We start from the raw sequence: 26,128 nt of genomic DNA, 5'->3' as shown, positions 1-26,128 counted from the left end.
AGACCATGACTACCACTTCCTCTTCCCACCCGACCCGGCTGGCCATCGACGGCGAGCGACTGTGGCAGACCCTGATGGAGCTGGCCACCATCGGCGCCACCCCCAAGGGGGGCTGCAACCGCCAGGCACTCACCGATCTCGACCGGCGGGGTCGCGAACTGCTGACCCGCTGGTGCGAGGCGGAAGGCCTGACGGTACGCTTCGATGCCATCGGCAACCTCTTCGCACGACGCCCCGGGCGCGACGACACGGCCGACCCGGTGGTGATCGGCAGCCATATCGACACCCAGCCCACCGGCGGCAAGTTCGACGGCTGCTTCGGCGTGCTGGCGGCGCTGGAGGTGATCCGCACGCTGAACGCTCATGGCGTCGAGACCGAGCGGCCGCTGGAGCTGGTGTCCTGGACCAATGAGGAGGGTTGCCGATTCGCGCCCTGCATGATGGGTTCCGGCGTCTTCGTCGGCCAGCTGACGCTCGACGATGCCCTGTCGCGGCGCGATGCCGAGGGCATCACCGCCGGCGAGGCACTCGAGGCGATCGGCTACGTCGGCGACGACGCCCATCGCCCGACCCGCTTCGCCGGCTATCTCGAGGCGCACATCGAGCAGGGGCCGATCCTCGAGGACGAGGGCGACACCATCGGCGTGGTCACCGGCGCGCTGGGCATCAAGTGGTTCGACGTCACGCTGACCGGCATGGCCGCCCACTCCGGTTCAACGCCGATGCACCTGCGCCGCAATGCGCTGCTCGGCGCCACCCGCGTCATCGAGGCCGTCGACGAGATCGCCATGGCCCACCAGCCCGACGGCCGCGGTACCGTGGGTGCCTGCCAAATTCTGCCCAACTCGCGCAACGTGATTCCCGGCGAAGTCACGCTCAGCGTCGACCTGCGTCACAGCGACACCGACGTGCTCGATGGCATGGTCGACGAGTTCCGCCGAACCCTCGAGCGGATCGCCGCCGACAGCGGGCTAGAGGTTACCGTCACCCAGACAGCGGACAACCCGCCGCAGCACTTCCATCCCGAGTGCATCGCCGCGGTACGCCGGGCGGCGCAGTCGGGTGGCCATGCCCATCGCGACATCGTCAGCGGGGCCGGACACGACGCAGTGCTCGTCGCCGGCGTGGCACCGACCGCGATGATCTTCATTCCCTGTGAGAAGGGCATCAGCCACAACGAAGCCGAATACGCCAGCCCCGAAGACGTGAGCGCCGGCGCCGACGTGCTGCTGCATGCCACCCTCGAGCTGGCCGGCCGGCCGAGCGAAGGAGCCTGATCATGGCCGTCACCGACACCGATCTGGCCGGCCTGAGTGCCGTCGATGCCGGCGCCCTGCTGGCCGCCGGCGAGATCTCGCCGGTCGAGCTGGCGCGTGACTGCCTGGCACGCATCGAGCACCACAACCCCACCATCAACGCCTTCTGTCACGTCGATGCTGAAGGCGCCCTGAATGCTGCCCGAGCCGCCGAGGCTCGCTACCGGCGCGGCGCGACGCTGGGCCCGCTCGACGGCATCCCGGTGACCATCAAGGACCTGACCCTGACTCGCGGCATGCCGACCCGCAAGGGCTCGGCGACCACCTCGGCGGCCGGGCCATGGGACACCGACGCCCCGCTCGTCGCCCGGCTGCGCGAGGCCGGCAGCGTGCTGCTCGGCAAGACCACCTCCCCCGAATTCGGCTGGAAGGGGGTCACCGACAACCCGCTGCACGGCGTCACCCGCAATCCCTGGGATTCGCGCTTGACGCCGGGCGGCTCGTCGGGCGGTGCCGGCGCCGCCGCGGCGCTCAACCTGGGGCTACTGCATCAGGGCAGCGACGCCGGCGGCTCGATCCGCATCCCCTGCGCCTTTACCGGCACCTTCGGCCTCAAGCCAACCTTCGGCTGGGTGCCGCAATGGCCGGCCAGTGCCATGACCACACTCTCGCACCTCGGCCCAATGGCCCGCAGCGCCGAGGACGCCGCACTGATGATGACGGCGATCGCCCGCCCCGATCCGCGTGACGGCTACGCCGGTCCGCCCTGCCCGTTCGACTGGCGCCGCTCACCGCCGGACGACCTGCGGGGCTGGCGGATCGCCTACAGCCGCAACCTGGGCTACGTCGATGTCGCGCCGGACATCGCCCGAGTGGTGGATGGCGCCGTCGCCGCGCTGCGCGAGCTGGGCGCCGAGGTCGAGGCGGTCGATCCTGGATTCGCCGATCCGCAGGCGACCTTCAACACCCTGTGGTTCGCCGGCGCCGCCCGGTTGGTGAGCGGCCTGGACGAAACGCAGCGTGAGCGCCTCGACCCCGGCCTGCGTGCCATCGCCGAGCGCGGCGCGACGATCTCGCTGAGCGACTACCAGCGCGCCGGCGAGCAGCGCGCCGAGCTGACCGCCCGGATGGCGGGCTTCCATCGCCACTACGACCTGCTGGTGACCCCGACGCTGCCGATCGCGCCCTTCGCCGTCGGCCGCAACGTGCCCGAGGGCGGCCGCTACCGGCAATGGATGGACTGGACGCCGTTCAGCTACCCGTTCAATCTCACCCAGCAACCAGCGGCATCGCTGCCCTGCGGGCTCGACGACGGCGGCCTGCCGGTCGGCCTGCATCTGGTCGGGGCGCGTTTCGACGACATGCGGGTCATGGATGCCGCACGGCTGCTCGAGCGTCGCCTGCCGCGCCTGACGCCGCCCGGCATCGCCGGCTGAGAGGCGGGAGCGCGGGCCATGCCGTTCCCGCGTTCCCGCTCGCTGCGAACAGGGTATCCCGCGTTTCCGTTCCGGGTCATCGCCCCCGGCAGCATCAGGTCGAGTCAGGGAGAGGTCACGCTGTCGAATGCCTTCATCAGCGACAAAAGTTGAAGAAGCGGACAACAACCCGACATACTGAAGGGGCAACAGGCAACCGGACGTTGCCATCCAACATCGACCACATCGCAAGAGGAGATGGCCGTCATGAAAGCACCCACAGGTCCCGAATGCCCGGAATGCGGCAGCCGCGAAAAGCGTTTCCCCCCGGGCCGTGAGGGGCAGTACCACGTCTTCTGCGACAGCTGCGGCCATGATTTCGGCCGTTTCGATCAGATGATCAGCAACTTTCGCCATATACTCGCCGAACTCGAGGAAAAGCTGGGTATCGACGATGCCTCGCCGCGCCCCGCTCCGGAAACCTCGGACACCGAGCGCCACTGACCGCAGCACCCCTCGGCAAGTCATCATCCGCCATGCACCGGCGCTTGCCGGATTCCGTCAGAAGGCCGTCGTCGACAAGATGACGGCCTTCTGGCGTCAATGGACGCTTTACCTCCTGCCTTCCACCCTCGGCAGACGTCCGGCGTTACACGTACACTGGCTCGTGTACCGTCAGTCTCTCGTCCGACAAGGAGGTCCTCATGACCGATACCACGCGCTTCGTGGTCATTGCCGAATTTCGTATCAAGCCCGGCCAGGTGCCGGCCTTTCTTGCCCTGGCGCACAACGATGCCAGCGAGTCGCTGGCCAACGAGGAAGGCTGCCTGGCCTTCGACGTGCTGACCCCGGAAGGTGGCGACGAGCTCGTCGTGCTGCACGAGGTCTATCGCGATCGCGCCGCCTACGAGCACCACAAGCAGATGCCCCACTACGCCCCGTTCAAGGAGGGTAGCGCGCCGCTGCTCGACGGCGAGCCGAGCGTGCGCTTCTTCTACACCGCGATACGCCCCGAATAAGGACACCGTTCAGACATTAACCCCGATGGGCTCTTTGCCCATCGGCCTCGGGCCAGCTCCAACATGCAACGGGCCTGCCAGTCGGCAGGCCCGTTGCGCAGTCAGCTCGCGCCGTCCCTCAGCCGAGCCACACCCTGGCGTTGCGGAACAGCCGCATCCAGGCCCCGTCACGGGTCCACTCGGCTGGCCGCCACGAGTTGGTGACCGCCCGCGCCACCCGCTCGGGATGCGGCATCATGATGGTCACCCGGCCGTCCGGCGTGGTCAGGCCGGTGATGCCCGACGCCGAGCCGTTGGGGTTGGCCGGGTAGTGGGTGGTCACCTGACCGTAGTTGTCGACGTAGCGCAGGGCGATCTGGTCGCTGCGCTGCATGGCCCGCAGATGGCCGCTGTCGCGGAACTCGGCGCGCCCTTCGCCATGAGCCACGGCGATCGGCAACCGCGAGCCTTCCATGCCAGCAAGCAGGATCGACGGGCTCTTCTCGACCTGAACCATCGAGACCCGCGCTTCGAACTGCTCGGATTCATTGCGCACGAAGCGTGGCCAGCTCTCGGCGCCGGGGATCAGCTCCTTGAGCTGGGAGAGCATCTGGCAGCCGTTGCACACCCCCAGGGAGAAGCTGTCGTCGCGTTCGAAGAACGCCGCGAAATCGCCGCGCGCCCGCTCGTTGAACAGCACCGACTTGGCCCAGCCGCCGCCGGCACCCAGCACATCGCCGTAAGAGAAGCCGCCGCAGGCAACCAGCCCCTTGAAGGTCTCCAGTGACACGCGGCCCTCGAGGATGTCGCTCATGTGCACATCGATCGCCTCGAAGCCGGCCTTGTCGAAGGCCGCGGCCATCTCGACATGGCCGTTGACGCCCTGCTCGCGGAGGATCGCCATGCGCGGGCGCGCGGTATTGATATGAGGAGCGACGAATGGCGCCGTGATGTCCTCGTCGACGTCGAAGGTCGGCTCGGCAGAGAGTCCCGGATCGCGCAGGTCGAGCAGATCGTCGTACTCGGCCTTGGCACATTCGGGGTTGTCGCGCAGCGCCTGCATCCGGTAGCTGGTCTCGGCCCAGGTGCGCTGAGTCAGTGCGCGGGTGGTCTCGAGCAGCGGCTCCTCGAACAGCGTGACGCGCACCTGGTCATCGTAGCGCGGGCGGGCGATGACGCCGCAGGTGTCGATACCTGCCGCGGCAAACTGGGCGAGCACGAACTCGGTGTCCTGGCGGTCGACCTGGATTACCGCGCCGAGCTCCTCGGCGAACAGCGCGCTGGCTGCCGAATAGCCGTCGTCGATCAGCCAGTCGAGCTTGATCTCCAGGCCGCCACGGCCGGCGAAGGCCATCTCCAGCAAGGTCACCAGTAGGCCGCCGTCGCTGCGGTCATGGTAGGCGAGCAGCTTGCCGTCGGCGTTGAGCCCCTGGATCACGGTGAAGAATGCCTTGAGATCCTCGGCGTCGTCGAGGTCCGGGCATTCGTCGCCCACCTGACCGTAGACCTGGGCCAGCGCCGAACCGCCCAGGCGGTTCTTGCCACCGCCGAGGTCGATCAGGATCAGGTCGCTCTCGTCCTGATCGAGACGCAGCTGCGGGGTCAGCGTCCTGAGAGCGTCGGTGACCGGGGCGAACCCGGTGACGTTGAGGCTCAACGGCGAGGTCACCGCCTTCTCCTCGACGGCCTCGTCCTCGCCAGCCTGCCAGGCGGTGCGCATCGACATCGAGTCCTTGCCCACCGGAATGGCGATGCCCAGCGCCGGGCAGAGCTCCATGCCTACCGTATGCACGGCGTCATACAGCGCCTGGTTCTCGCCCGGTTGGTCGGCGGCACTCATCCAGTTGGCGGAGAGCTTGACGTCACCGAGTTTGGCGATCGGCGCCGCCGCCAGATTGGTGATCGCCTCAGCCACCGCCAGGCGCGCGCTGGCGGCGGGATCGATCAGCGCCATCGGCGGACGCTCGCCCATCGCCATCGCCTCGCCGGCATGGGTGTCGTAACTCGCCGTGGTCACCGCGCAGTCGGCCACCGGTACCTGCCAGGGGCCGACCATCTGGTCGCGGGCGACCTGGCCGGTGATCGAACGGTCGCCGATGGTGATCAAAAAGCTCTTCGACGCCACCGCCGGCAGGCGCAGCACGCGGTCGAGCGCCTCGCGCAGGTCGAGGTTGTCGAAGTCGGCGCCGGGCATCGGCCGTGCCTCGCGTTCAAAGCTCCGCTGCATCTTGGGCGGCTTGCCGAACAGCACGCTCATCGGCAGGTCCACCGGCAGGCTGTCGAAGTGGCCGTCGTGGACGCGCAGATGATGAGCCTCGGTGGCCTCGCCGACCACCGCGTAGGGGCAGCGCTCGCGCTGGCACAGCGCGTCGAAGGCCTCGAGGTCCTCGGCCGCTACCGCCAGCACGTAGCGCTCCTGAGCCTCGTTGCACCAGATCTCCAGCGGGCTCATGCCCGGCTCGGCGTTGGGCACCTCGCGCAGCTCGAAGCGCCCGCCACGGCCGCCGTCCTTGACCAGCTCGGGCAGGGCATTGGACAGCCCGCCGGCGCCGACGTCGTGGATGAAGGCGATGGGATTGGCGTCGCCCAGCGCCCAGCAGCGGTCGATCACTTCCTGGGCGCGACGCTCGATCTCGGGATTGTCACGCTGCACCGAGGCGAAGTCGAGATCCTCGCTGGAGCTGCCGGAGGCCATGGATGATGCCGCGCCGCCGCCCAGGCCGATCAGCATCGCCGGCCCGCCCATCACGATCAGCCGGGCGCCGACGGGAATCTCGCCCTTCTCGACGTGGTCGGCGCGGATGTTGCCGTAACCGCCGGCGACCATGATCGGCTTGTGGTAGCCGCGGCGCTCGATCCCGTCGGCGCCCACCGCGTCCTGCTCGTAGGTACGGAAGTAGCCGGTCAGGTTGGGGCGGCCGAACTCGTTGTTGAACGCCGCGCCGCCGATCGGTGCCTCGAGCATGATCTCCAGCGCCGACTGAATGCGCTCGGGCTTGCCGTAATCGAAGGCTTCCCAGGGCTGGACGAATTCGGGGATACGCAGGTTGGAGACCGCGAAGCCGGTCAGGCCGGCCTTGGGCTTGCCGCCGCGGCCGGTGGCCCCCTCGTCGCGGATCTCGCCGCCCGAGCCAGTGGCCGCGCCGGGGTGCGGGGCGATCGCCGTGGGGTGGTTATGGGTCTCCACCTTCATGAGGATATGGATCGGCTCGCGGCTCGCCGCGTAGCGGGCCTCGCCGTCGCCCAGCCGCGGTGCGGCGAAGAAGCGCCCTGCCTCGGTGCCCTCGATCACCGCGGCGTTGTCGCTGTAGGCGGAGAGGATGCCTTCAGGTGCCTGTTCGTGGGTGTTCTTGATCATCTGGAACAGCGAGTGCGGCTGCGCCTCGCCATCGATGGTCCATTCGGCGTTGAAGATCTTGTGGCGGCAATGCTCGGAGTTGGCCTGGGCGAACATCATCAGTTCGACATCGCTGGGGTTGCGATCCAGGTTGGCGAACGCCTCGACCAGGTAGTCGATCTCGTCCTCGGCCAGCGCCAGGCCCAGCTCGCCGTTGGCGCGGACCAACGCCTCGCGGCCGCCACCGAGAATATCCACTTGGCCGAGCGGTGCCGGCGCCTGGTGGGCGAACAGCCGGGACGCGTCGCTGGCATTCGCCAGCACCGATTCGGTCATGCGATCGTGCAGGGTGGCGACGATCGCCTCGAAGGCCGCCTCGCTGAGCACCCCGTCGAGCTTGACCCGGTAGGCGAGACCGCGCTCGATGCGCCGGACCCGTGACAGGCCGCAGTTGCGGGCAATATCGGTGGCCTTGGACGACCACGGCGAAATGGTACCCAGGCGCGGCACCACCAGGAACAGATGACCGTCGCGCGGCGCGGCGGGATCGGCCTCGGCGCCGTAGGCCAGCAGACTGTCGAGCACCGCACGATCGCCGGCATCCAGCTCGCCGTCGAGATCCACGAAGTGGACGTAATCGGCATGCAGCGTCTCGACCTCGGGTACCCGATCTCGCAGGGCGGCCAACAACTTGGCATGACGGAAAGCGGAAAGGGCGGGCGCTCCTCGCAGTTCGAGCATGTCGAAAGAAGCCTCTGAAGAAAGCCGAAAATGGGGACCGCGGACGGCGGCGACGAGCGCACATGATACTGGAAAGCCCGTCCTTCGAGAAATCCGTGGAATCGGCCGGGATGACAGCCCACGGGGGGCCGGGTATGGTGAGCCGCTCACTGCAACCGACGGCAACGCATGCTCAAGGCCCTCGCCCGCCACCCGCGCCGGACGACGCTCATCGTGCTGGGATTGCTGCTGCTGGGCTGGCCGGCCTGGCAGGCGACGCCCGGGGACCCGCTGCTCGATGCGATCCGCGCCCGGGATTTCATCCAGGTCGCCACGCGCAACACCCCGACCACCTACTACCAGGGGCGTCAGGGGCCGACCGGCTTCGAGTTCGAGCTGGTCAAGCGCTTCGCCGACCGCCTCGGCGTCAGCCTGGCGCTGGACAGCGACGGCAACATCGACGACGTGCTCGCCGCGGTACGCGACGGCGACGCCGACCTGGGCGCGGCGGCCCTGCCCCTCGACCCGACCCTGACGGGGGTGCATTTCAGTCGCGCGATCATGACGCTCAAGCCACTGGTGGTGTATCGCCGGGGCCTGCCGCCGATCGACAGCACCCAGGATCTGGTCGGTCGTTCGGTCGGCGTGCTCAAGGGTTCGGGCGCCAGCCTGGTACTGCGCGAACTGCAGAACGACCTGCCCGAACTGACCTGGAAGGAATCCGCCGACATCGAGGTCGCCGACCTGCTGAGCCTGGTCGAGAACGGCGAACTCGACGCGGCGGTGATCTACCAGCACCAGTTCAAGCTCAACCGGCTGTTCTTTCCCGGCGTCGAGAACGGTTTCCTGATCGGTGACCCGCTGAGCCTGGCCTGGGCGCTGCCCGCCGACAGCGGCCTGGGGCTGCTCGAGCGGGTCAACCGCTTCCTCGACGACATGCAGGCCGACGGCACCCTGGACGACCTGGTCGAACGCTATTTCGGCCACGACGACTACCTGGAATACGTCGGCGCCCGTACCTTCATCCAGCAGGCCAACCAGCGACTCGACACCTACAAGGCCGAGTTCGTCGCCGCCGCCAAGGACACCGGCTTCGACTGGAAGCTGCTCGCCGCGCTGGGTTATCAGGAGTCGCACTGGAAACCCAGGGCCACGTCACCGACCGGGGTGCGCGGGCTGATGATGCTCACCGAGCGCACCGCCGAGGAAGTCGGCGTCGACAACCGCCTCGACCCCCGTCAGAGCATCGAGGGCGGCGCCCAGTATCTGCTCGAGACGAAACGGCGCCTGCAGGAGGAGATCACCGAGCCGGACCGCACCTGGATGGCGCTGGCCGCCTACAACGTCGGCCTGGGCCATCTCTACGACGCCCAGAAGATCGTCGACATGCAGGGCGGCGACCCCTACAGCTGGGCCGACGTGCGCGAGGCGCTGCCGTTGCTGCAGAAGCGCGAGTGGTATTCGCGGGTCCGCCACGGCTACGCCCGCGGCGGCGAGCCGGTGATCTACGTGCGCAACATCCGCCGCTACTACGAGATCCTCAACTACATCGAGCGCACCGAGCAGCAGTTCTTCCAGCTCAACCAGCGCGAGCCCAGCGACGAGGACACCCAGCAACTCTTCGACGTGGTGCCACCGGTATTGTGAACCGGGGGCGGAAAAATTCCGCCCACGGCTGCATAATGGGCGTCACTCGCCGATAATGCCCGGCGAGCCTGGGAATCGGGCATCGCCCCGTCCCTGAAAAACGATAGCCACCGACAGAGTGGCCCAGTGCTTCCCGTCCGACCTTGTCCGGCCAACGAGCCGGGATCATTCAACGCACAGCGACAAAGGAACGCCTCACCATGCGACGCGCACTGCTCGCCACCGCCGCCGCCGGCCTCTTGCTGGCCGGTTGCGGCGACTCATCCTCCGGGACCTCCTCGCCGCTGGCCCACGTGCCGGCCGACACGCCCTACCTGTTCGCCACCTACGAGACGCCCGACGAGGCGGCCCTCGAGACGCCGCTGGCCTCCCTCGATGCCCAGATCGACGAGCATCGGCGGCAACTGACCCAGGCCGCCGATGCGCTGCGTGACGACGGTGCCGAGTCCATGGCCGGGCTCCTCGCGGCCCTCGCCGGTGAACTCGAGGGCAAGCAGGGCTACCGTCAGGTGGCCGACTCGATCGGCGTCGACCTGTATGGGCTCAGTGCCTTCTACGGCCTTGGCCTGACACCGGTACTGCGGTTGGGCGTCGACGATCCCCAGCGTTACCGGGACTTCCTCGATCGCCTGGCGAAGGCCGCCGGCGCGACCTTCGAGACGCGCGACCTGGACGGCACGGACTATCGCCGGGTGCCGCTCGCGGACACGCCGCTGCAACTGATCAGCGCGGTCCACGACGGCCGGGCGGTTCTCGCCCTGGCGCCCGACACCCTCGATGACACCCTGTTGTCGGAACTGCTCGGCGACAGCCTGCCCGAGAAGAGCGCCAGCGACACCTTGACCAAGCTCGCCGACGCCAAGGGCTACCTGCCCTACGGCACCGGCTACATCGATACCCAGCGTCTGGTGACCCTGCTCATCGGTGACGAGGACCCGCTCGTCGATACCGTCAAAGCGATGCGCGAGCAGGCCACCGGGCAGGCGCCGACGGCCGTTTCCGCGGCCTGCCGCGCGGATGCCGAACGCATCGCCGGCTGGGTACCGCAACTGAGTCTCGGCTACACGGCGCTCGAGGCGGACCATGTCGAACAGCGTATGGACGTGTCCCTGATGTCGGACATCGCCAAGCCGTTCGCTACCTTGCGTACGCCGCTGCCCGGACTCGGCGCCGCGACCGACGCGCCCTTCGATATGGCCATGGCGCTGCCCATGCCGACGCTGCGCACGGTGCTGCGCGAGCAGATCGACAGCCTCCAGGCCAAGCCCTTCGAATGCCCGCAACTCGCCGAGCTCAACGGCCAGCTCGACGAGCTCGGACAACGCATCAACATGCTGGCGATGCCGCCGTTCGGCGACCTGCGCGGCGTGCGCCTGATCCTCGACGCCATGGATACCGCCACGAACGGCATCCCCGACGTCAAGGGCGCGGCGATCATCGCCGCCAGCAATCCCGACGGCCTGCTGGCCATGGGCCAGAGCATGGTGCCGCAGCTCGCCGAGCTGCGCCTGACGCCGGACTCGGGCGCGGTCTCCCTGCCGCAACAGTGGCTCGCCATGCTCAACGGCCAGCCGGGCTGGGCCGCCATGAGCGACAAGGCCCTGGGCGTGGCCGTGGGCGACGGCGAGAAGACACGGCTCACCGATCAGTTGCAGGGTGACGACGCCGACGCCGGCCACCTGATGCACCTGCGTATCTCCGGGGCAATGTATCTGCAATGGCTGGACATGACCCAGGGACTGCTGGCCATGCAGGGCAACCGGGAGCTCGCCGACGAGCTGGACAGCGAGCTCGCAAGCGCCCGCGCCCAGTTCGAGCACATCGATGCCATGAACATCGATGTCCGCATGGCCGACAGCGGCCTGGTGCTCGAAAGCCGGGTCGACTGGAAAGAGTGACCCCCAGCGCGGCACCCGAGGGTGCCGCGCTTACCCTTCCCGCCGTCTCGACTAGCTAGGCGATTCGTCCGCCTCGGGCGACTCATGCAGTCCCTGCCCGCGGCGCTCGGCGAAGAAAGCCTGCAGCAGCCGTCGCGACTGCACCGCCAGCAGCCCCCCCTCCACCGCCACCCGATGATTGAACCAGGGCTGGGCGAACAGATTGGCCCGCGATTCGACCATCCCCGTCCGCGGCTCCGCGGCGGCATAGACCACCCGCGCCAGGCGGGCATGAATGATCGCCCCGGCGCACATCATGCAGGGCTCGAGCGTCACGAACAGCGTGCAGCCATCGAGGCGATAGTTGGCGAGCCGCGCGGCGGCGTCGCGCAGCGCGCGGATCTCGGCGTGGCCGCTCGGGTCGTGGCTGCCCAGCGGGGCATTGTAGCCACGCCCCACGATCTCGCCGGCGACGTCCACCACCACCGCGCCCACCGGCACCTCGCCGGCCGCCTGCGCCGCCCGGGCCTGGTCGAGGGCACGGTGCATGTAGTAGTTATCGCTGCGCATGATCGGGGTCTCGGGTATTCTGTCGACGCGCTCATCGTACACGTAGGGAGAGGACGCATGACACACGCACTCGATGCCCTGGTCGACCTGCTGGGCCTGGAGATGCTCGAGGAGAACCTGTTTCGCGGTCGCAGCCAGGATCTCGGCTTTCCGCAACTGTTCGGCGGCCAGGTTCTCGGCCAGGCGCTGTCCGCCGCCTGCCAGACCGTCGATCCACAGCGCCGCGTGCACTCCCTGCACGGCTACTTCCTGCTCGCCGGGGACGCCCATCACCCGGTGGTCTATCAGGTCGACCGGGTGCGCGACGGCGGCAGCTTCGCGACCCGCCGGATCAGCGCGATCCAGCACGGCAAGACGATCTTCTTCTGCAGCGCCTCGTTCCACGTCGACGAGCCCGGCTTTCATCACCAGCCGAGTCGGCCCGTCGTCGACGATCCCGATACCCTGATCGGCGAGGGCGCCCGACCGCAGCAGTTCGCCGGCCACCCGATCGAATTCCTGCACCTGCCGGATGGCGAGCGCGACGGCATCCCCACCAAGCGGTTGTGGTTCCGGCTCGCCGGCGACCTGCCCGACGACGCCATCCTGCACCGCTATCTGCTCGCCTACAGCTCGGACTTCAACCTGCTGACCACCAGCCTGATCGGCCACGACACGCACTTCGGCGACCCCAGGCTGCGCATCGCCAGCCTCGACCATGCGCTGTGGTTCCACCGCGACGTGCGCATCAACGACTGGCTGTTCTACGACATGGAAAGCCCCTGGGCCGGCGGTGGGCGCGGTTTCTCGCGCGGCAACGTCTACGACCGGCAAGGCTACCTGGTCGCCTCGTCGGCCCAGGAAGGGCTGACCCGGCTCAAGACGTCGTGATCCAGGCCATGAAAGGGAGCGCCGGGGCGCCCGTGATCCTCGCCGCCCTGCTCGCCCGACCGTAGCGGCGGCGCACGCCGATCCGCAACGCATCCTCGCTATCGGGTCCGCCAGGCCCGGCTACTGCCATTCGTCCAGCCAGGCACTGCCCCGGCACTGCTCCGCGAGTATCGCGAACGCCGCTTCGAGCGACGCCATGCAAGCGGCACTGTCGCTGCCGACATGCATCGCCTCGCCCACGGCGACATCGCAATTGCGCGGCACCAGCAGCGCCTCGCCCTTCGGCAGGGCCCGCCCCAGACCACGCAGCATGACTGGCGTCAGCGGTATCTCGGGACTCTCCTTGAGCAGATGAAAGACGCCTTTCTTCAACGGCTGCATCGCTTCGGGCCGGCCTCGGCTCCCTTCCGGGAACAGGATCACGATATCGCCCGCCGCCAGCGCCGCACGGCAGTCGGCCAGCGGATCGCCCCGGTCGCCACGGCCATCGCGGTGGACCGGAATGATGTCGAGGACCCGGGTCGAAAACCAGGCCAGCCAACGGTTGGCGAGAAAATAATCCGCCGCCGCCACGGGGCGCACGCGCGCCAGGTCCCGCCACGAGAACAGGCTCATCAATACCAGCGTATCGAGATGACTGTTGTGGTTGGCGACCAGCACGTGCGGGCCGTGTCGCGGCAGCCGCTCGCGCTGGAACACATTGAGACCGATGACGAACACGATCAGCGGCCGAACGACCAGTAGAAAGAAGAGCACTTTCAGCCAGCGCTGCATGACGCCACCTCAGTAGGCGAAGAAGCGATAGAAATGGAAGAAGACCGGCGCCGTGTAGATGATGCTGTCGAGCCGATCGAGCACCCCGCCGTGCCCCGGGATCAGTTGTCCGGTGTCCTTGATGCCGAGATCGCGCTTGACCGAGGAGATCACCACGTCGCCGAAGAAGCCGCACACGGCGATCAGCACGCCCGCACCCATCGACAGCGCCCAGGACATGCCGGTCAGGTAGGGGCCGGCCAGCCCGGCGCAGAGCGTCACCGTGGCGACGCCGCCCAGAAAGCCGCCCCAGGTCTTGTTCGGACTGACCTGCGGCAGAATCGGGCGCTTGCCGACCCGCTTGCCCCAGACGTACTGGCAGACGTCGTTGAACTGGGTGATGAAGACGACGAACAACACCGGCCCCAGGTAACCCGCCGCCGGATTGAGTACCGGCAGCGTCAGCAGAGCCGCCAGGTAGCCGATGCAGTAGATCGCCAGCATCACCATCCAGTGGATCACCCCCGCCGCGCGGATGAACCCCTGACTGTCGCCGAGCAGCAGCATGCGTACCGGCAGGAACAGGAAAACGTAGACCGGCACGAAGATGCTGAACATGCCGTACCACGCCTGCCAGATCCACAGGTACTGCACGGGAATCGCCAGATAGGCCCAGAACAGCACGCGGCGATCCACCAGGCGCGTCGGCACGATCGAGAAGAACTCCTTGAGCGCCAGGTAGCTGAGGCAGGCGAAGAAGACGATGCCGGCTTCGCGGTTCAACAACAGAACGACGAACAACAGGCCGATCATCCACCACCAGGAGCGGATGCGCTGCTTGAGCTCCAGCCAGTCGCGCTGCGGATAGCGCTGGCGAAGCCACACACGCGACAGGCTGGCGACGCACAGCAATCCCAGCACCACGATGACCACCGTCTCGACGTGGGGCGCGATCTCAAACATCCTCGCCCCTCGCCGGCCGGTCGGCGGCGGCCATGCAGTGGGCGTGGATCGCCCGTGTACGCCGGACGATGGTCAGGGCACTGCCGACGACGACGACGCCGAGACCCAGCAGTAGCGCCCAGCCCTTGGGCCAGAGATAGGGTTCGAGCACACTGAGCAGACAGGCGCCACTCAGCAACGCCATACGGTGCGGCTTGGCCATCGGCCCGATAAAGGACATGGGCGCACCCATCGAAGCGCCCAGCATGCGCACATAGGCGGTCGCCACGGCCAGCAGCGCCGCCAGCCAGCCGAGCCAGATACCGCCACTCCAGAGTGTGCCCGCCGCATAACCCGCCGCCGCCAGCAACAGCGCATCCGCGATACGGTCCGGTATATCGTTGTAGAGTTCTCCGTCGGGCGTCGAGCGCCCGCCCTCCACCGCGACCATGCCATCGAGCAGGTTACACAGCAGACGCCCCTGGATACCCACGATGGCGAGTAGCGGCAACACCCACTGCGCCCCGCCCGTGGCATGCCGCCAGGCCACCAGCACCAGCGTGGCGAAAGCGGCGAAACCGATACTCGCCAGCGAGATCTGGTTGGGCGTGCAACGACGCCGGCTCAGCCAGGCAGCGGCGCGCTGCGCGAGACGATGATTGCGACTCTTGAGCGGCCTGCGATTGTCAGAGGATGGCACGCGGGGTCTCCTGTTCCAGAGGGGTAGTGTCGACGTCAGTGCCACGATGGCGCATGACCTGTCGGCGACATCGACGTCATGGGGCCTGCCGCCCGACGACTGGGGTCGGCCTGGCGACCGGCGAAGCCGAGGCAGTGGGCCACGTCATCCCCGAGGGTCACGGATTGGTGAGTGTGAGACTCTACGCAATAAGGCGCGCTGTGCGCTATCGGGGATATACGATGGCCCGTGTGAGAAATGTCTTACAGAGAGAGGCTCCGATATCGTCGGGCAACGTAATGACGACGCCGGCAAGACAGAGGAAACAGGGGATTGACGATCAAGCCCGCCTTTCTGTCGGCCCATTTACCCCTGGTGCTGCGCTTATTGCTCGAATTCAGGAGCCACACGTTTTATTGCTATCCATTGGCCCCGATCGTATCGGGCAACAGTACGCCTGCCGACATAAACATTCCTCCCGCAATCCGGTTAAACCAACGGACTCGACCTTCCTCATAAGCTGGGGCCGTTCACTGACTGACGTACACACCACACTGTAACTTTCGATACACTGCCTGCCCGACTGACAGGGAGTGTGGCCATGGGTGGGGTTATTATCTTTGCCCTTGTTCTATTTGGCATAGTGGTACCGGGCGCAATTCTGGGGTGGATCGCCTTTTTTCAACAACGTGACCTGCGCGCTCAGATTGCGGCTTTGCAGGCACAGTTGAACCGGCCTGAGCACAATGCCGTTGCCGACCGGCCGAAACCGGCGTCGCTGGAGCAACCGGCCGGCGATTCGTTGTCCCCGGAAAGGACGGCCAGCGACGCTCAGGCGGAACAAAGCCCACCCCCCGAGTCATCGTCGGAACCACCACGACCTGCCGCCGAAAAGCCGGTCTATTCCGGGCGTGAGCCCGACACCGGGAAGACAGGCGCCGACAACACGGAACCCCTCGTGAATTACGCCCCCTGGCTGGCCCACCTGAAGGAGAACTGGATGGTGTGGCTGGGTGGCGTGAGCGTCGGCCTGTCCGGCATTTTCCTGGTCAGGTACTCCATCGAGGCCGGTCTGCTGGGGCCAACGGCCCGCATCGCGCTGGCGATCCTGCTTGGCCTGACCTTCCATGGTGTGGCGCTCTGGAAGCGGCGCCAACTGGCGCACTACAACGACGTGCTGGCCGCGCTGGCCGGTGGCGCAAGCATTATCCTGTACGCCGCCCTGCTGGCGGCCCTCCATCTTTACCAACTGTGGCCAGCCGGGCCGGTCTTCAGCCTGTTGCTCGTGGTGTCGCTGATCACCATGGGCCTGTCACTGATCCATGGCCCGGTACTGGCCGCCCTCGGCATGCTGGGGGCCTATGTGGTTCCGTTACTGGTCGACACCGGCAGCCAGAACATGCTCGGGGCCCTGATCTACAGCCTGGTGATCACGGGCTCGTCACTGGCACTGCTGCGTCATGTCTATCGCAACTGGCTGTGGCTGGGCATCATGGCGGGCGCCACAGGCTGGTGGGCCCTGTCATTGACCTCGACGGTTGATCCTTCGGTACAACTGATCTACCTGGCGCTGGTCACCTATGGTTTCCTGGCCATCCCCGGCTCCGACTGGCGACTGGTCAACAGCCAGGTGAAGGAAGAGCCGCCCCTGATGGCCTGCTGCCACCGGAACATGTTCATTTCCCCCCTCACCCGGAACGTCTATACGCTGGCAACCTTCGTTGCCGCCGCCGGTCTCAGCATCGCCGTGTCCGCCCCCTCGCCGGTGATCGCCCTGTGGATCCTGCCCGCACTGGTACTCTGGGTCTGCCGTCATCATCCCGGGTTCAGCCTGATCGCCTGGCCTGCATTCGCGATCACGGCCATCGGCATACTGGTATCGGCACTGGCTTCGGATACCGCGGTGCATGTGCGCCACCTGTCTTCGGGTGAAGCCAGCCAGTTCGCCGGCGCACTGGCCGTTCTGGTCGGCCTGTTCACCCCGGGTGCTCTGTGGAACATCAAGGTCAGCGAGCACAAAGGGTACTGGTCGTCGCTGGCGTTTCTGGCGCCGGTGGCGGCCCTGTCCATTGCCTATATCGGACTGACGGACATGAATACCCACTGGCAGTGGGCCGTCGCCATGCTGGTGTTGGGCGCGGCCTACCTTGCTATTGCGAACCGGCAGACAGCTAAAGAGATTCCGCCTTCGGTCACCGCGGCACTGGTCATCAGTGCCCATCTGGCCTACTCACTGGCGGCGGTCATGGTACTCCGGGAAGCCACGCTCACCCTGGCGCTGGCCCTGCAGGTGGTGACCCTGTCCCGGCTCCACCAGCGGTTTGCCCTGCCGGTGCTGCCGTACCTTGTAAAGGCGGTACTGGGCCTTGTCATCGTACGGCTGACCCTGAATCCCTGGCTGCTGAGCTATCCCACCGATTTCCACTGGAGCCTGTGGGTGTGCGGGGGCTCCGCCCTGGTGGTCTGGGTGGCGGCATACTTCACCCGGCCGGAGGATCCCCTGCGGCAATGGTTGCAGGGCGCGGGCCTGCACCTGCTGGCACTGACACTGATCTATGAAACCCGTTACCAGTTGTACGACGGCGATATTTTCCGCCAGACCTACTCCTACCTGGAAGCGGCCCTCAATATGGCGGCCGCGGGCCTGATCGGGAACGTGTACCTGTACCGTGCAAAAAGCGCGCACCACCTGCAGGCGTTCTACCGGGTTTGCGGGCACCTGTTACTCACTGTCTGCGGCCTGATCTATGTGGGCGGCCTGTTGCTGTTGAAAAACCCGCTGTGGGAGCCCGCATCGATTGCCTCCACGCCCCTGCTCAATAGCCTGCTGCTCGCCTACGGGCTGCCGGTGGTCCTGGCCGCCACCAGCTATTGCCTGCTTGCAGGCCAGCTCCGAAAAATTGCCGGGGCCACTGCCGGGGCCGCCCTGCTGTATTTCGTGTCCATCGAGATCCATCACCTGTGGCAGGGAGGGCTGAGCATCCACAACGTCATCAGCGACGGCGAACACTACACCTATTCCATGGTGTGGCTGCTGATGGCGGTGGTCGGCACCATTGCCGGCATCCGCTTCCAGGCGCAGCCGCTTTACAAGGCGGCGATGCTGTTGCTGATGCTGGTGATCGCCAAGATCTTCCTGTTCGACATGTCGGACGTGACCGGGCTGTGGCGTGTCGCCTCGTTCATGGGCCTGGGGCTTTGCCTGTTGGGCCTGGCCTACGTTCACCAGATCATCCGGAAAAGCCTGCAACCCGCCCCGGCCCGGACGGAGGGCGGGGTGGAGTAATCCAGGGGGCTACGGTGATTACCAGTAGCCCAGGATTTTCCACCACAGACCACCGACGACCACCCAGAGCAGAAGGTTCACCAGGCTCATCACGAAGCCGGCCTTCCACCATTCGCCCAGCCCCACGTAACCGGAGCCGAAGATCACCGGTGACGTGCCGGTGGCGTAGTGGGTAAGCGTCATCATGATCGAGGACGTGGCCGCCATCATCAGCACAAATGCCATCGGCGGTGCGCCCAGGCCCAGGCCGACCACCAGGAATGCTCCCATCATCGCGGTGATGTGCGCGGTGGTGCTGGCAAAGAAGTAATGGGAATAGAGGAACACCAGCACCAGAAGGGCGGTGGAAGCCGGCCAGCCAAGACCGGTGCTGACGATCCCCTGCTGAATGGCGCCGGAGAACCAGTCAATCACCCCCAGCTTGTTCAGTTGGGTGGCCATCATGACCAGCGCGCCAAACCACACCAGGGTATCCCAGGCACTCTTTTCAGCCAGCACATCCTTCCAGTTCAGGACCCCGGTCACCAACAGAATGGACAGGCCGACAAACGCGGTGGTGGTGGAGTTCAGCTTGAAGGCATCACCCAGGATCCAGGCCGGCACATCCGCCCACAGCAACAGCAGCACCAGAAACACACCAAGCATGATGCCCTCGTCCCGGGACAGCTTGCCCAGGCTTTCCAGCCGCTCGCGGGCGAAGTTGACGGCATCCGGCGTGGATTTGATCTCCGGCGGGTACATCAGATAAAGCACCAGCGGCATGAGCGCAATGGCCACGAGACCCGGCAGCAGCATGGCCAGGGCCCAGGTCGTCCAGCTAAGACTGATGTCGCCCCCGGTGGCATCGGCAATCAGCTTCACCGTCAGCGGGTTGGGCGCGGTGGCGGTAATGAACATCGCCGAGGTGATCGGATTGGAATGGTAGTTCACCAGCGCCAGGTATTTGCCGATCCGATTGGTGTTTTCGTTGTCCGGCGTGCAGCCGAAACTCTTGGCGATGGACAGCATGATCGGATGGATAATCGCGCCGCCGCGTGCGGTATTGCTGGGCGTGACCGGCGCAATCACCAGTTCCGACAGCGCCAGACCATATCCGATACCCAGCGTCCGTTTGCCGAACAGCGCAATGAAGTAGTAGCCGATACGCTCGCCCAGGCCGGTCTTTATCAAGCCCCGGGCGATCATGATGGCCACGGCGATCAGCCAGATCAGCGAATTGCTGAAACTGCCCAGGGCGTCACGAATGGCGGTGCCGGGGTTGTCACTGGTGACGCCACTGACGGCCACCACCGTGATTGCCACGATCGACACAGCCCCGATGGGCATGGCCTTGCCAATGATGGCGGCAATGGTCGCCACGAAGATGGCCAACATCAACCAGCCCTGGGAGGACACACCCTCTGGTGTGGGGACGAACCCTATCGCAATCCCGATGGCGATAGCGATGAGAGCGGGAATCGGGCGGAAGTCACTTTTCGCGGTCGGTTTCACGAACAGTCCTTATCGGTTTGGGCAGGTGTGCCAACCCATTCCAATGGCCTGGGACAGGTGGGAACCCTTTCAGACTATGTGCCGACGGCCGGGACTGTAAATGATCTGGGACAGTTTACGCGGACACTCAACTGCCGGAATGCCCTCTGGCGATGAGCTCTTTGGCCAGGCGCGTCACGTGTGCAATGACGACGCCGGCGACAACGATGTCACGGGGAATTGAGCTCTGTCAGAAAAATCGGTGAGCGATGGCCAGACAAGGCAAAAATTGACGGAAAAGCGGAGTTTACAAGACGTAAATGAGCATTTGACCGGGCTGGCGCACCAGTCGATTTTTAACGCTGTATGGGCGAGCGCAGACATTTTTCAGACAAAGCGTAACGATAGAGCCGGCACCCCGAAGGGGGGGCGCCGGCTTGGAGCATCGCGGGAGCACCGGAATCAGTCGGCGTCTTTGAGCGAGGCCATGTCGATCACGAAACGGTAGCGGACGTCGCCCTTCTGCATGCGCTCCCAGGCCTGGTTGATGTCCTGGATGTCGATCATCTCGACATCGCAGGTGATGCCCTTCTCGGCGCAGAAATCGAGCACCTCCTGGGTCTCGGGGATGCCACCGATCAGCGAACCGGCCAGCACCCGGCGGCGGAAGATCAGGTTGGCGCCCATCACGGCCGGCTCCAGCGGCTGCAGCTGTCCGACCAGGATATGCGTGCCGTCGTACTTCAGCGACTGCAGGTAGGGATTCAGGTCATGCTGATTGGGCACGGTATCCAGCATGAAGTCGAAGGTCTCGGCGACCGCCGCCATCTGGTCGTCATCGGTGGAGACCACGACGTGATCGGCACCATTGCTCCTGGCCTCGTCGACCTTGCCTTGCGAGCGGGTGAACAACGTCACCTCGGCACCCAGCGCCTTGGCCAGCTTGACGCCCATGTGACCCAGGCCACCCATGCCGATCACCCCGACCTTGTGCCCCGGCTTGACGCCGTAGTGCTTGAGCGGCGAATAGGTGGTGATGCCGGCGCACAGCAGCGGCGCGGCGGACTTGAGGTCGATGCCCTCCGGCATGCGCAGCACGAAGCGCTCGCTGACCACCACCTTGTCGGAATAGCCCCCCTGGGTGAGCGTGCCGTCGTGACGGTCCTCGCTGCCGTAGGTCATGGTGAAGCCTTCGGCGCAATACTGCTCCAGGCCGTCGTCGCAGGCCTGGCAATGCCGGCAGGAGTCGACCATGCAGCCGACCCCGACGAGATCGCCCTCCTGGTAGTGGCTGACCTCGGCGCCCACCGCGGTGACGCGACCGACGATCTCGTGGCCGGGCACCACCGGATAGGCCGCCATGCCCCAGTCGTCGCGGGCGAAGTGCAGGTCGCTGTGGCAGACGCCACAGTAGAGAATGTCGATCGCCACGTCGTCGCCACGCAGTTCGCGACGCTCGAAAGCATACGACTCGAGCGGCGATTCGGCGGAATGGGCGGCATACCCCTTGGCGTTGGTCATGATGAACTCCCTGTGGATCACGAGTGTCGGCCGATGCCCTCGGCCGAGCGCAAGACGCCTGTCATTCTGGGCGTCGAGGGCCACGCCGACCATGCTCGATACTGTGCGATTTCTGCACGATCCTGTGAAAACTCACCATAAGGGGGCAGTACACGGGGGATTTCATGCCGGAAAATACGCTAGGCTGGAAACCCAGTCCTTGCCGAACGCCTGCGATCGCCACCATGACCATTGCCATCCCGTCTCCGGAACCCCCTTCGCTCGCCGCCCGACCCGACGACCTGGCCCGCATGGCGGAGCTGATCTCGCCATTGATCGAGCACGACGGCTTCCAGCCGACCCGGCTGCCCGGCGTCCACCTGGTCGCGTCGCACTGCGGCCATGCCCGCACGCCCCTGATCTACGACCCGGGCCTGATCGTCGTCGTCCAGGGCGGCAAGATCGGTTATCTCGACGACCGGGTGATCCACTACGGGGCCGGCCACTACCTGGTCCAGGCCCTTCCCCTGCCCTTCGAGTGCGAGACCCATGCCAGCGCCGACGAACCGCTGCTCGGCGTGTCGATCCGCCTCGACCGACTGATGCTCGGCGAGCTGGCCCAACCCTGGCTGAAGGACGCCGGGCAACCCGCGACCCGCCCTTCGCCGATGGCCGCGGTGCCGCTGGCGGGGCGCATGACCGACAACGTGCTGCGCCTGCTCGAGTGCCTGCACGATTCCCGGCTCGCCGAGGCGCTGGGCGACGCGCGCATCCGCGAGGTGGTCTTCGAGGCGCTGCGCGGCCCCCAGGGCGATTCGCTGCGGCAATTGCTGGCCGAATCGGGCCAGTACGCGCGCATCGGGCAGGCGCTCAACTACCTGCACCGCCACTACACCCGCCCATTGAGCGTGGAAGTCCTGGCCGAGCAGGCCGCCATGAGCGCGTCGCACTTCCACCACCACTTCAAGCACACCACCCACCTGGCCCCGATGCAGTACCTCAAGCGCCTGCGACTGCTCAAGGCACGGGCGCTGCTCGATCAACAGGGCTGGCAGGTCGGACGCACCGCCAGCGAGGTCGGCTACCAGAGCGCGTCGCAGTTCAGTCGCGACTACAAGCGCTACTTCGGCATCAGCCCCGCCGCACAACGGCGTGGCGCCGGCTGAGTTCAGATCAGCTCGACGAGGGCCTGGAAAAAGTACACGCCGCCCACGACGGTGACGATCCAGCGCGTCCAGTAGCGGAAGTTGGCGTCGGTCAGGCGACGCAGCACGCCGTTGCCGGCCCGGGTGCCGAGGAAGGCGATCGGGATCGCCAGGGCGATGACGCTCCACTCGCCGGCGCCCAGCATCATCGCCGAACCGGCATAGAAGACGATCTTGATGGCATGCGAGATGACCTGGACCGCCGCCTTGGTGGCGACGATCTGGCGCCGGTCCATCGAGGTGCGGATGAAGAACAGGTCGATGCTGGGCCCCGAGACTCCCGAGGCGATGGTCAGGCCGCCGGCGACCACACCACAGACCAGAGCGTGTCCGGTGCGCGAGGCGTCGAAATGGAACCAGGCACGGGGAATCCAGACCAGGATCGGCATCAGACCGATCAACAGCGAGACGACGGTGGTGTCGGGATGGTAGTCGAGCAGCGCCAGTACCACCGCCGACACCGCGCCCCCCGAGGCGATCAGGGCAACGATGCGCGCATTGATGTATTGCCGCGACAGCCAGGCGCGCGAGGCGTTGGCGCAGAACTGGATGACCCCATGGACGACGATCGCCACGCTCGCCGGCAGCGCCAGCAACAGGAACCACAACAGGATCAGCCCGCCGGCCATGCCGAAGATACCCGACAGGGCCGAGGTGAGAAACACCACGACCAGAAAAGCGGCGGTCACGAGAAGGCTCACGGAAGTCGTCCTTGAACGAGCGGCCCCGGGCGGCGACACACTGCGACAAGCCACCGGGGCGGCACAAAAGGGAACATATTAGCAGCCCGCCGACGATGGCGCAGCGCACCCCCTCGCCACCCCGCTGAACAGCGGGGCGCCATCACGCCTGCCCGGGGGTTGGCACAGCTCAGCCGCACGCCATGCGTGTCGCCATTTCAGGCGATTGCCGGACTACCCGATCCGGCTAAGACTCCCTTAAGCAAGACCCGACACCCTGAGTCTCCCGCCCACTCAGCCATGCGACGTGCCATGCCCCTCACCCGACTCGACACCCGCCCCCGACTCGTCGCCCTGGCTCGTCCCGGAGCCGCGCTGGCGGTGGCGCTCGCCGCGCTGTTCTGCGTGCTGCGGATCGACCACCTGCCGTTGATGCCCATCGACGAGACCCGCTACCTGTCGGTGGCCTGGGAGATGTGGCAGCACCAGAGCTTCCTGGTCCCCCTGCTCAACGGAGAGCCTTACCCCCACAAGCCACCGCTGCTGTTCTGGGTGATCCAGTCGGCCTGGGCGCTGTTCGGCACCTCGGACTGGGTATCGCGGCTGGCGGTGCCCGCGGTCGGGCTGCTGGCCTACCCGCTGCTGCCCGCGATCCTGCGTCAGTTCGACCCCGACGCCCACCAAGAAGCCCGCTGGGCGCCGCTGGTCCTGATGAGCCTGACGCTGTGGTTCGTCTACCAGGCGTTGAGCATGTTCGACGTCCTGTTCACCACCTGCTTCCTGGTCGCGGTACTCGGCTGGGTGCGTTACGTGCGTTCGGGGCGCACCACGCTGCTCCTGCTGGCCGGGGTCGGCGTCGGCCTGAGCGTGCTGGCCAAGGGGCCGGTGGTTCTTCTCTACTGGCTGCCGCTGGCGCTGGGCACACGCTTCTGGCGGCCCGCCGGTGCGGCGCCGGCCCGGCGTTACTGGGCTGGCGTACTTGCCGCCACCCTGATCGGCGCGGGTATCGCCCTGGCCTGGGCGATACCCGCCGCGCTCGCCGGCGGGAGCGATTACGCCGAAGCGATCTTCTGGGGCCAGTCGGCCGGGCGTGTCACCAACGCCTTCGAGCACGCCCGCCCTTGGTACTGGTACCTGCCGCTGCTGCCGCTGTTGACCCTGCCCTGGTCGGGCATGGCCGTGTGGGGCCGCCCCTGGCTGGCCACGCCGCTGCAACGCTTCGCCGCCTGGGGATGCCTGCCGCCGCTGCTCCTGTTGAGCCTGGTCAGTGGCAAGCAGATCCACTACCTGATGCCGATCCTGCCCTTCCTGGCCACCTGGATCGCCAGCCGACTGGCCGCGGGACGACCGCATCGTGCCCGGGTGGTGAGCCTCGTCCTGGCGCTGGTCACCCTGCTGTTGGCGGCCCTGCCCGAGATCGCCGGGCACTTCTATCCACAGGCGCCCCTGCCCGGGGCGGCGCGTCTGGCGGCGCTGGTGCCGGCGGCCTTCGCCGTGCTGCTGTGGCGCCGCGCGCATCGCCTGACGCTGACGCTGGCCTGGCCCCTGAGCCTGCTGGCTCTGCTGCTGGCGGTCTCGCCGGCGATTCGCGGCTACTACGACATCCAGCCTGCCGCCCGTCAGTTGGCCCGTCTCGAGGCCCGCCACGTACCGGTCGCCTACCTGGGCAACTATGCCGACCAGTTCCGCTTTCTCGGTCGCACCCAAGAGACCATGACGGTGTTCGGCTCCGCTGCCGCCTTCACCGCCTGGCGCGAGGCCCACCCGCAGGGCGTGATGATCGAGGTGCTCAAGCGCCCCGACGCTGACCTGCTCGCGGCGGCGGTCTATCACCAGCCCTACCGCGGCAGCCACCTGCTGCTGATTCCCGTCGCCGCCTGGCCACTTCTCGCCGACGCACACTGAGCGTCTGGTAACGCCCTGCGACCCGGCGCAAGAAACCCCGGCGGGAGCCGGTCCCTCCGGGGTTCATCCAGGGCCCTCTGGCCGGCGCCATTGCTCAGACGATGTCGTCCGGGCCGGGGGCGCGCTTGTGACCGGTGATCATCGCCCGTGCCAGGTTCTCGCGCTGCAGCCAGCTCGAGGCCACGACCCCGGCGACGTGCAACCCGACCAGTGCCAGCAGCAGGTTCCCCAGGAAGCCGTGAGCCTCCTGGAGCCAACCCACGCCCCAGAAGGCATCGGTGGTCGACAGCCAGCCGCTGAAGGTCTGCAGACCCAGCCCCGCCAACAGCGCGACGATCATCCAGGCGCCCGCCGGGTTGTGCCCCAGGTAGCGGGGCTCCCGGCCATGGCGCATCGACGCCAGATGCTTCAGGGCCGTCGCGGGTGAACGCACGAAGCCGCTGAAACGCACCTGACGGGGCCCCACCAGGCCCCACAGCACCCGCCAGGCGACCAGCGCCGCCACCGCGTAGCCGGACCACTCGTGGACGCTCTGCCAGGTGCCCGAGGTCAACCAGGCGGTGGCAAAGCACACCGCCAGGCTCCAGTGGAACAGCCGCGTCCACAGGTCCCAGACACGCACCGTGGAAGACGTTTCGGCGGCCATGGCTCAGTCGTCCTCGCCGCCCACCGACTCGAGGGTCGCGGGGTCGAAATAGACCTCGCGCCGTTGACCCTCGGCATCGAGCGCGTAGACCTCGTAGCAGCCTTCCTCGTGCTTGATCCGCTTGATCTCCCAGCCCATGGCCGTGAGTTTCTTCTCCAGCGCGGCCTGGGGCTGCCACTGATCCTGGGGAACATCGCAGCGTTCCCCGGCCAGCGCGGTGCCGGCCACTCCCAGCAATATCGCCGCAACGACGCTCGTCAACTTGGCTCTCATGGTCTTCTCCTCGTGATTTCGATGGTCCCGTCACCCGCGGTGACACGACCACGCTAGAGCGCCAAGCTGAAGAAGAACTTAAGCAGTAAGGGAAAGAAC

The 26,128-nt window shown here is 66.7% G+C and carries 20 protein-coding genes; 10 read left to right on the top strand and 10 right to left on the bottom strand.

Annotated elements, in window-relative coordinates; translation table 11 throughout:
* Window positions 1-5 precede the first annotated feature (5 nt).
* The 4 genes from D0901_RS03720 (at window position 6) to D0901_RS03705 (ending at window position 3,690) form a co-directional block, all read left to right on the top strand.
* Entirely contained in the window at window positions 6-1,277 is a 1,272-nt protein-coding gene (locus D0901_RS03720) for a Zn-dependent hydrolase (RefSeq protein WP_129138952.1), read from the top strand.
* Window positions 1,278-1,279: 2 nt separating this feature from the next.
* Window positions 1,280-2,692, top strand: a complete 1,413-nt coding sequence (locus tag D0901_RS03715; protein WP_129138951.1) for an amidase — start codon at window positions 1,280-1,282, stop codon at window positions 2,690-2,692.
* Between the two features lie 246 nt (window positions 2,693-2,938).
* Window positions 2,939-3,175 (top strand): hypothetical protein, encoded by a 237-nt coding sequence (locus D0901_RS03710; protein ID WP_129138950.1) that lies wholly within the window; start codon window positions 2,939-2,941, stop codon window positions 3,173-3,175.
* A 200-nt stretch (window positions 3,176-3,375) separates the two neighbouring features.
* Window positions 3,376-3,690 (top strand): putative quinol monooxygenase, encoded by a 315-nt coding sequence (locus D0901_RS03705; protein WP_129138949.1) that lies wholly within the window; start codon window positions 3,376-3,378, stop codon window positions 3,688-3,690.
* A gap of 118 nt (window positions 3,691-3,808) precedes the next feature.
* On the opposite strand, the gene purL is transcribed toward D0901_RS03705, so the two are convergent.
* Window positions 3,809-7,747, bottom strand: coding sequence for a phosphoribosylformylglycinamidine synthase (gene purL, locus D0901_RS03700; RefSeq protein ID WP_129138948.1), 3,939 nt, complete (start codon window positions 7,745-7,747; stop codon window positions 3,809-3,811).
* A 168-nt stretch (window positions 7,748-7,915) separates the two neighbouring features.
* On the opposite strand from purL, the gene mltF reads away from it, so the two are divergent.
* Both mltF and D0901_RS03690 read left to right on the top strand, forming a co-directional pair.
* Window positions 7,916-9,373, top strand: a complete 1,458-nt coding sequence (gene mltF, locus D0901_RS03695) for a membrane-bound lytic murein transglycosylase MltF (RefSeq protein WP_129138947.1) — start codon at window positions 7,916-7,918, stop codon at window positions 9,371-9,373.
* A 200-nt stretch (window positions 9,374-9,573) separates the two neighbouring features.
* Window positions 9,574-11,271 (top strand): hypothetical protein, encoded by a 1,698-nt coding sequence (locus D0901_RS03690; protein WP_129138946.1) that lies wholly within the window; start codon window positions 9,574-9,576, stop codon window positions 11,269-11,271.
* Between the two features lie 51 nt (window positions 11,272-11,322).
* On the opposite strand, the gene tadA is transcribed toward D0901_RS03690, so the two are convergent.
* Window positions 11,323-11,820, bottom strand: a complete 498-nt coding sequence (gene tadA, locus D0901_RS03685) for a tRNA adenosine(34) deaminase TadA (protein ID WP_129138945.1) — start codon at window positions 11,818-11,820, stop codon at window positions 11,323-11,325.
* A gap of 57 nt (window positions 11,821-11,877) precedes the next feature.
* Between tadA and D0901_RS03680 the strand changes: the two genes are divergently transcribed.
* Window positions 11,878-12,690: an acyl-CoA thioesterase gene (locus D0901_RS03680; RefSeq protein ID WP_129138944.1), complete on the top strand. Its 813-nt coding sequence runs from the start codon at window positions 11,878-11,880 to the stop codon at window positions 12,688-12,690.
* Between the two features lie 120 nt (window positions 12,691-12,810).
* Here the strand turns inward: D0901_RS03680 and D0901_RS03675 are convergent, their stop codons facing one another.
* Genes D0901_RS03675 through D0901_RS03665 form a run of 3 tightly spaced genes read right to left on the bottom strand, consistent with a single transcriptional unit; the run spans window position 12,811 to window position 15,085 of the window.
* Window positions 12,811-13,464, bottom strand: coding sequence for a lysophospholipid acyltransferase family protein (locus tag D0901_RS03675; RefSeq protein ID WP_129138943.1), 654 nt, complete (start codon window positions 13,462-13,464; stop codon window positions 12,811-12,813).
* Between the two features lie 9 nt (window positions 13,465-13,473).
* Window positions 13,474-14,406, bottom strand: a complete 933-nt coding sequence (locus tag D0901_RS03670; RefSeq protein WP_129138942.1) for a phosphatidate cytidylyltransferase — start codon at window positions 14,404-14,406, stop codon at window positions 13,474-13,476.
* Entirely contained in the window at window positions 14,399-15,085 is a 687-nt protein-coding gene (locus tag D0901_RS03665; RefSeq protein ID WP_129138941.1) for a CDP-alcohol phosphatidyltransferase family protein, read from the bottom strand. The genes D0901_RS03670 and D0901_RS03665 overlap by 8 nt, the downstream gene beginning before the upstream one ends.
* Before the next feature lie 580 nt (window positions 15,086-15,665).
* Between D0901_RS03665 and D0901_RS03660 the strand changes: the two genes are divergently transcribed.
* Window positions 15,666-18,350: a DUF2339 domain-containing protein gene (locus tag D0901_RS03660; RefSeq protein ID WP_129138940.1), complete on the top strand. Its 2,685-nt coding sequence runs from the start codon at window positions 15,666-15,668 to the stop codon at window positions 18,348-18,350.
* Between the two features lie 18 nt (window positions 18,351-18,368).
* Here the strand turns inward: D0901_RS03660 and D0901_RS03655 are convergent, their stop codons facing one another.
* Both D0901_RS03655 and D0901_RS03650 read right to left on the bottom strand, forming a co-directional pair.
* Window positions 18,369-19,841 carry a DASS family sodium-coupled anion symporter gene (locus D0901_RS03655; protein ID WP_129138939.1) on the bottom strand — a complete coding sequence of 491 codons (1,473 nt, stop codon included), beginning with the start codon at window positions 19,839-19,841 and terminating at the stop codon, window positions 18,369-18,371.
* A 441-nt stretch (window positions 19,842-20,282) separates the two neighbouring features.
* Window positions 20,283-21,341 (bottom strand): NAD(P)-dependent alcohol dehydrogenase, encoded by a 1,059-nt coding sequence (locus D0901_RS03650; protein ID WP_129138938.1) that lies wholly within the window; start codon window positions 21,339-21,341, stop codon window positions 20,283-20,285.
* Window positions 21,342-21,565: 224 nt separating this feature from the next.
* On the opposite strand from D0901_RS03650, the gene D0901_RS03645 reads away from it, so the two are divergent.
* On the top strand, window positions 21,566-22,486 hold the full coding sequence (locus D0901_RS03645; protein ID WP_129138937.1) for an AraC family transcriptional regulator: 921 nt from the start codon (window positions 21,566-21,568) through the stop codon (window positions 22,484-22,486).
* Window positions 22,487-22,488: 2 nt separating this feature from the next.
* Here D0901_RS03645 and D0901_RS03640 read toward each other — a convergent pair whose 3' ends face one another.
* Window positions 22,489-23,226: a TSUP family transporter gene (locus D0901_RS03640; RefSeq protein ID WP_129138936.1), complete on the bottom strand. Its 738-nt coding sequence runs from the start codon at window positions 23,224-23,226 to the stop codon at window positions 22,489-22,491.
* Window positions 23,227-23,517: 291 nt separating this feature from the next.
* Between D0901_RS03640 and D0901_RS03635 the strand changes: the two genes are divergently transcribed.
* Window positions 23,518-25,110, top strand: coding sequence for an ArnT family glycosyltransferase (locus D0901_RS03635; protein ID WP_162500815.1), 1,593 nt, complete (start codon window positions 23,518-23,520; stop codon window positions 25,108-25,110).
* Window positions 25,111-25,204: 94 nt separating this feature from the next.
* Here the strand turns inward: D0901_RS03635 and D0901_RS03630 are convergent, their stop codons facing one another.
* Both D0901_RS03630 and D0901_RS03625 read right to left on the bottom strand, forming a co-directional pair.
* Window positions 25,205-25,756 carry a cytochrome b/b6 domain-containing protein gene (locus tag D0901_RS03630; protein WP_129138934.1) on the bottom strand — a complete coding sequence of 184 codons (552 nt, stop codon included), beginning with the start codon at window positions 25,754-25,756 and terminating at the stop codon, window positions 25,205-25,207.
* 3 nt (window positions 25,757-25,759) lie between these two features.
* A complete protein-coding gene (locus tag D0901_RS03625; protein WP_129138933.1) occupies window positions 25,760-26,029 on the bottom strand; it encodes a PepSY domain-containing protein in 270 nt (89 codons plus the stop codon).
* Between the last annotated feature and the right edge of the window lie 99 nt (window positions 26,030-26,128).

Source organism: Modicisalibacter coralii (genome assembly GCF_004117855.1).
Lineage (GTDB): Bacteria > Pseudomonadota > Gammaproteobacteria > Pseudomonadales > Halomonadaceae > Modicisalibacter > Modicisalibacter coralii.
Note: the sequence above shows the minus strand (reverse complement) of the source record. Positions and strands in the feature narration are given on the sequence as shown.

What these genes read in the sequence shown, in the direction of transcription:
- D0901_RS03720 (WP_129138952.1), top strand. Translation starts at nt 6, where the DNA reads ATGACTACCACTTCCTCTTCCCACCCGACCCGGCTGGCCATCGACGGC.
- D0901_RS03715 (WP_129138951.1), top strand. Translation starts at nt 1,280, where the DNA reads ATGGCCGTCACCGACACCGATCTGGCCGGCCTGAGTGCCGTCGATGCC.
- D0901_RS03710 (WP_129138950.1), top strand. Translation starts at nt 2,939, where the DNA reads ATGAAAGCACCCACAGGTCCCGAATGCCCGGAATGCGGCAGCCGCGAA.
- D0901_RS03705 (WP_129138949.1), top strand. Translation starts at nt 3,376, where the DNA reads ATGACCGATACCACGCGCTTCGTGGTCATTGCCGAATTTCGTATCAAG.
- purL (WP_129138948.1), bottom strand. Translation starts at nt 7,747, where the DNA reads ATGCTCGAACTGCGAGGAGCGCCCGCCCTTTCCGCTTTCCGTCATGCC.
- mltF (WP_129138947.1), top strand. Translation starts at nt 7,916, where the DNA reads ATGCTCAAGGCCCTCGCCCGCCACCCGCGCCGGACGACGCTCATCGTG.
- D0901_RS03690 (WP_129138946.1), top strand. Translation starts at nt 9,574, where the DNA reads ATGCGACGCGCACTGCTCGCCACCGCCGCCGCCGGCCTCTTGCTGGCC.
- tadA (WP_129138945.1), bottom strand. Translation starts at nt 11,820, where the DNA reads ATGCGCAGCGATAACTACTACATGCACCGTGCCCTCGACCAGGCCCGG.
- D0901_RS03680 (WP_129138944.1), top strand. Translation starts at nt 11,878, where the DNA reads ATGACACACGCACTCGATGCCCTGGTCGACCTGCTGGGCCTGGAGATG.
- D0901_RS03675 (WP_129138943.1), bottom strand. Translation starts at nt 13,464, where the DNA reads ATGCAGCGCTGGCTGAAAGTGCTCTTCTTTCTACTGGTCGTTCGGCCG.
- D0901_RS03670 (WP_129138942.1), bottom strand. Translation starts at nt 14,406, where the DNA reads ATGTTTGAGATCGCGCCCCACGTCGAGACGGTGGTCATCGTGGTGCTG.
- D0901_RS03660 (WP_129138940.1), top strand. Translation starts at nt 15,666, where the DNA reads ATGGGTGGGGTTATTATCTTTGCCCTTGTTCTATTTGGCATAGTGGTA.
- D0901_RS03650 (WP_129138938.1), bottom strand. Translation starts at nt 21,341, where the DNA reads ATGACCAACGCCAAGGGGTATGCCGCCCATTCCGCCGAATCGCCGCTC.
- D0901_RS03645 (WP_129138937.1), top strand. Translation starts at nt 21,566, where the DNA reads ATGACCATTGCCATCCCGTCTCCGGAACCCCCTTCGCTCGCCGCCCGA.
- D0901_RS03635 (WP_162500815.1), top strand. Translation starts at nt 23,518, where the DNA reads ATGCCCCTCACCCGACTCGACACCCGCCCCCGACTCGTCGCCCTGGCT.
- D0901_RS03630 (WP_129138934.1), bottom strand. Translation starts at nt 25,756, where the DNA reads ATGGCCGCCGAAACGTCTTCCACGGTGCGTGTCTGGGACCTGTGGACG.
- D0901_RS03625 (WP_129138933.1), bottom strand. Translation starts at nt 26,029, where the DNA reads ATGAGAGCCAAGTTGACGAGCGTCGTTGCGGCGATATTGCTGGGAGTG.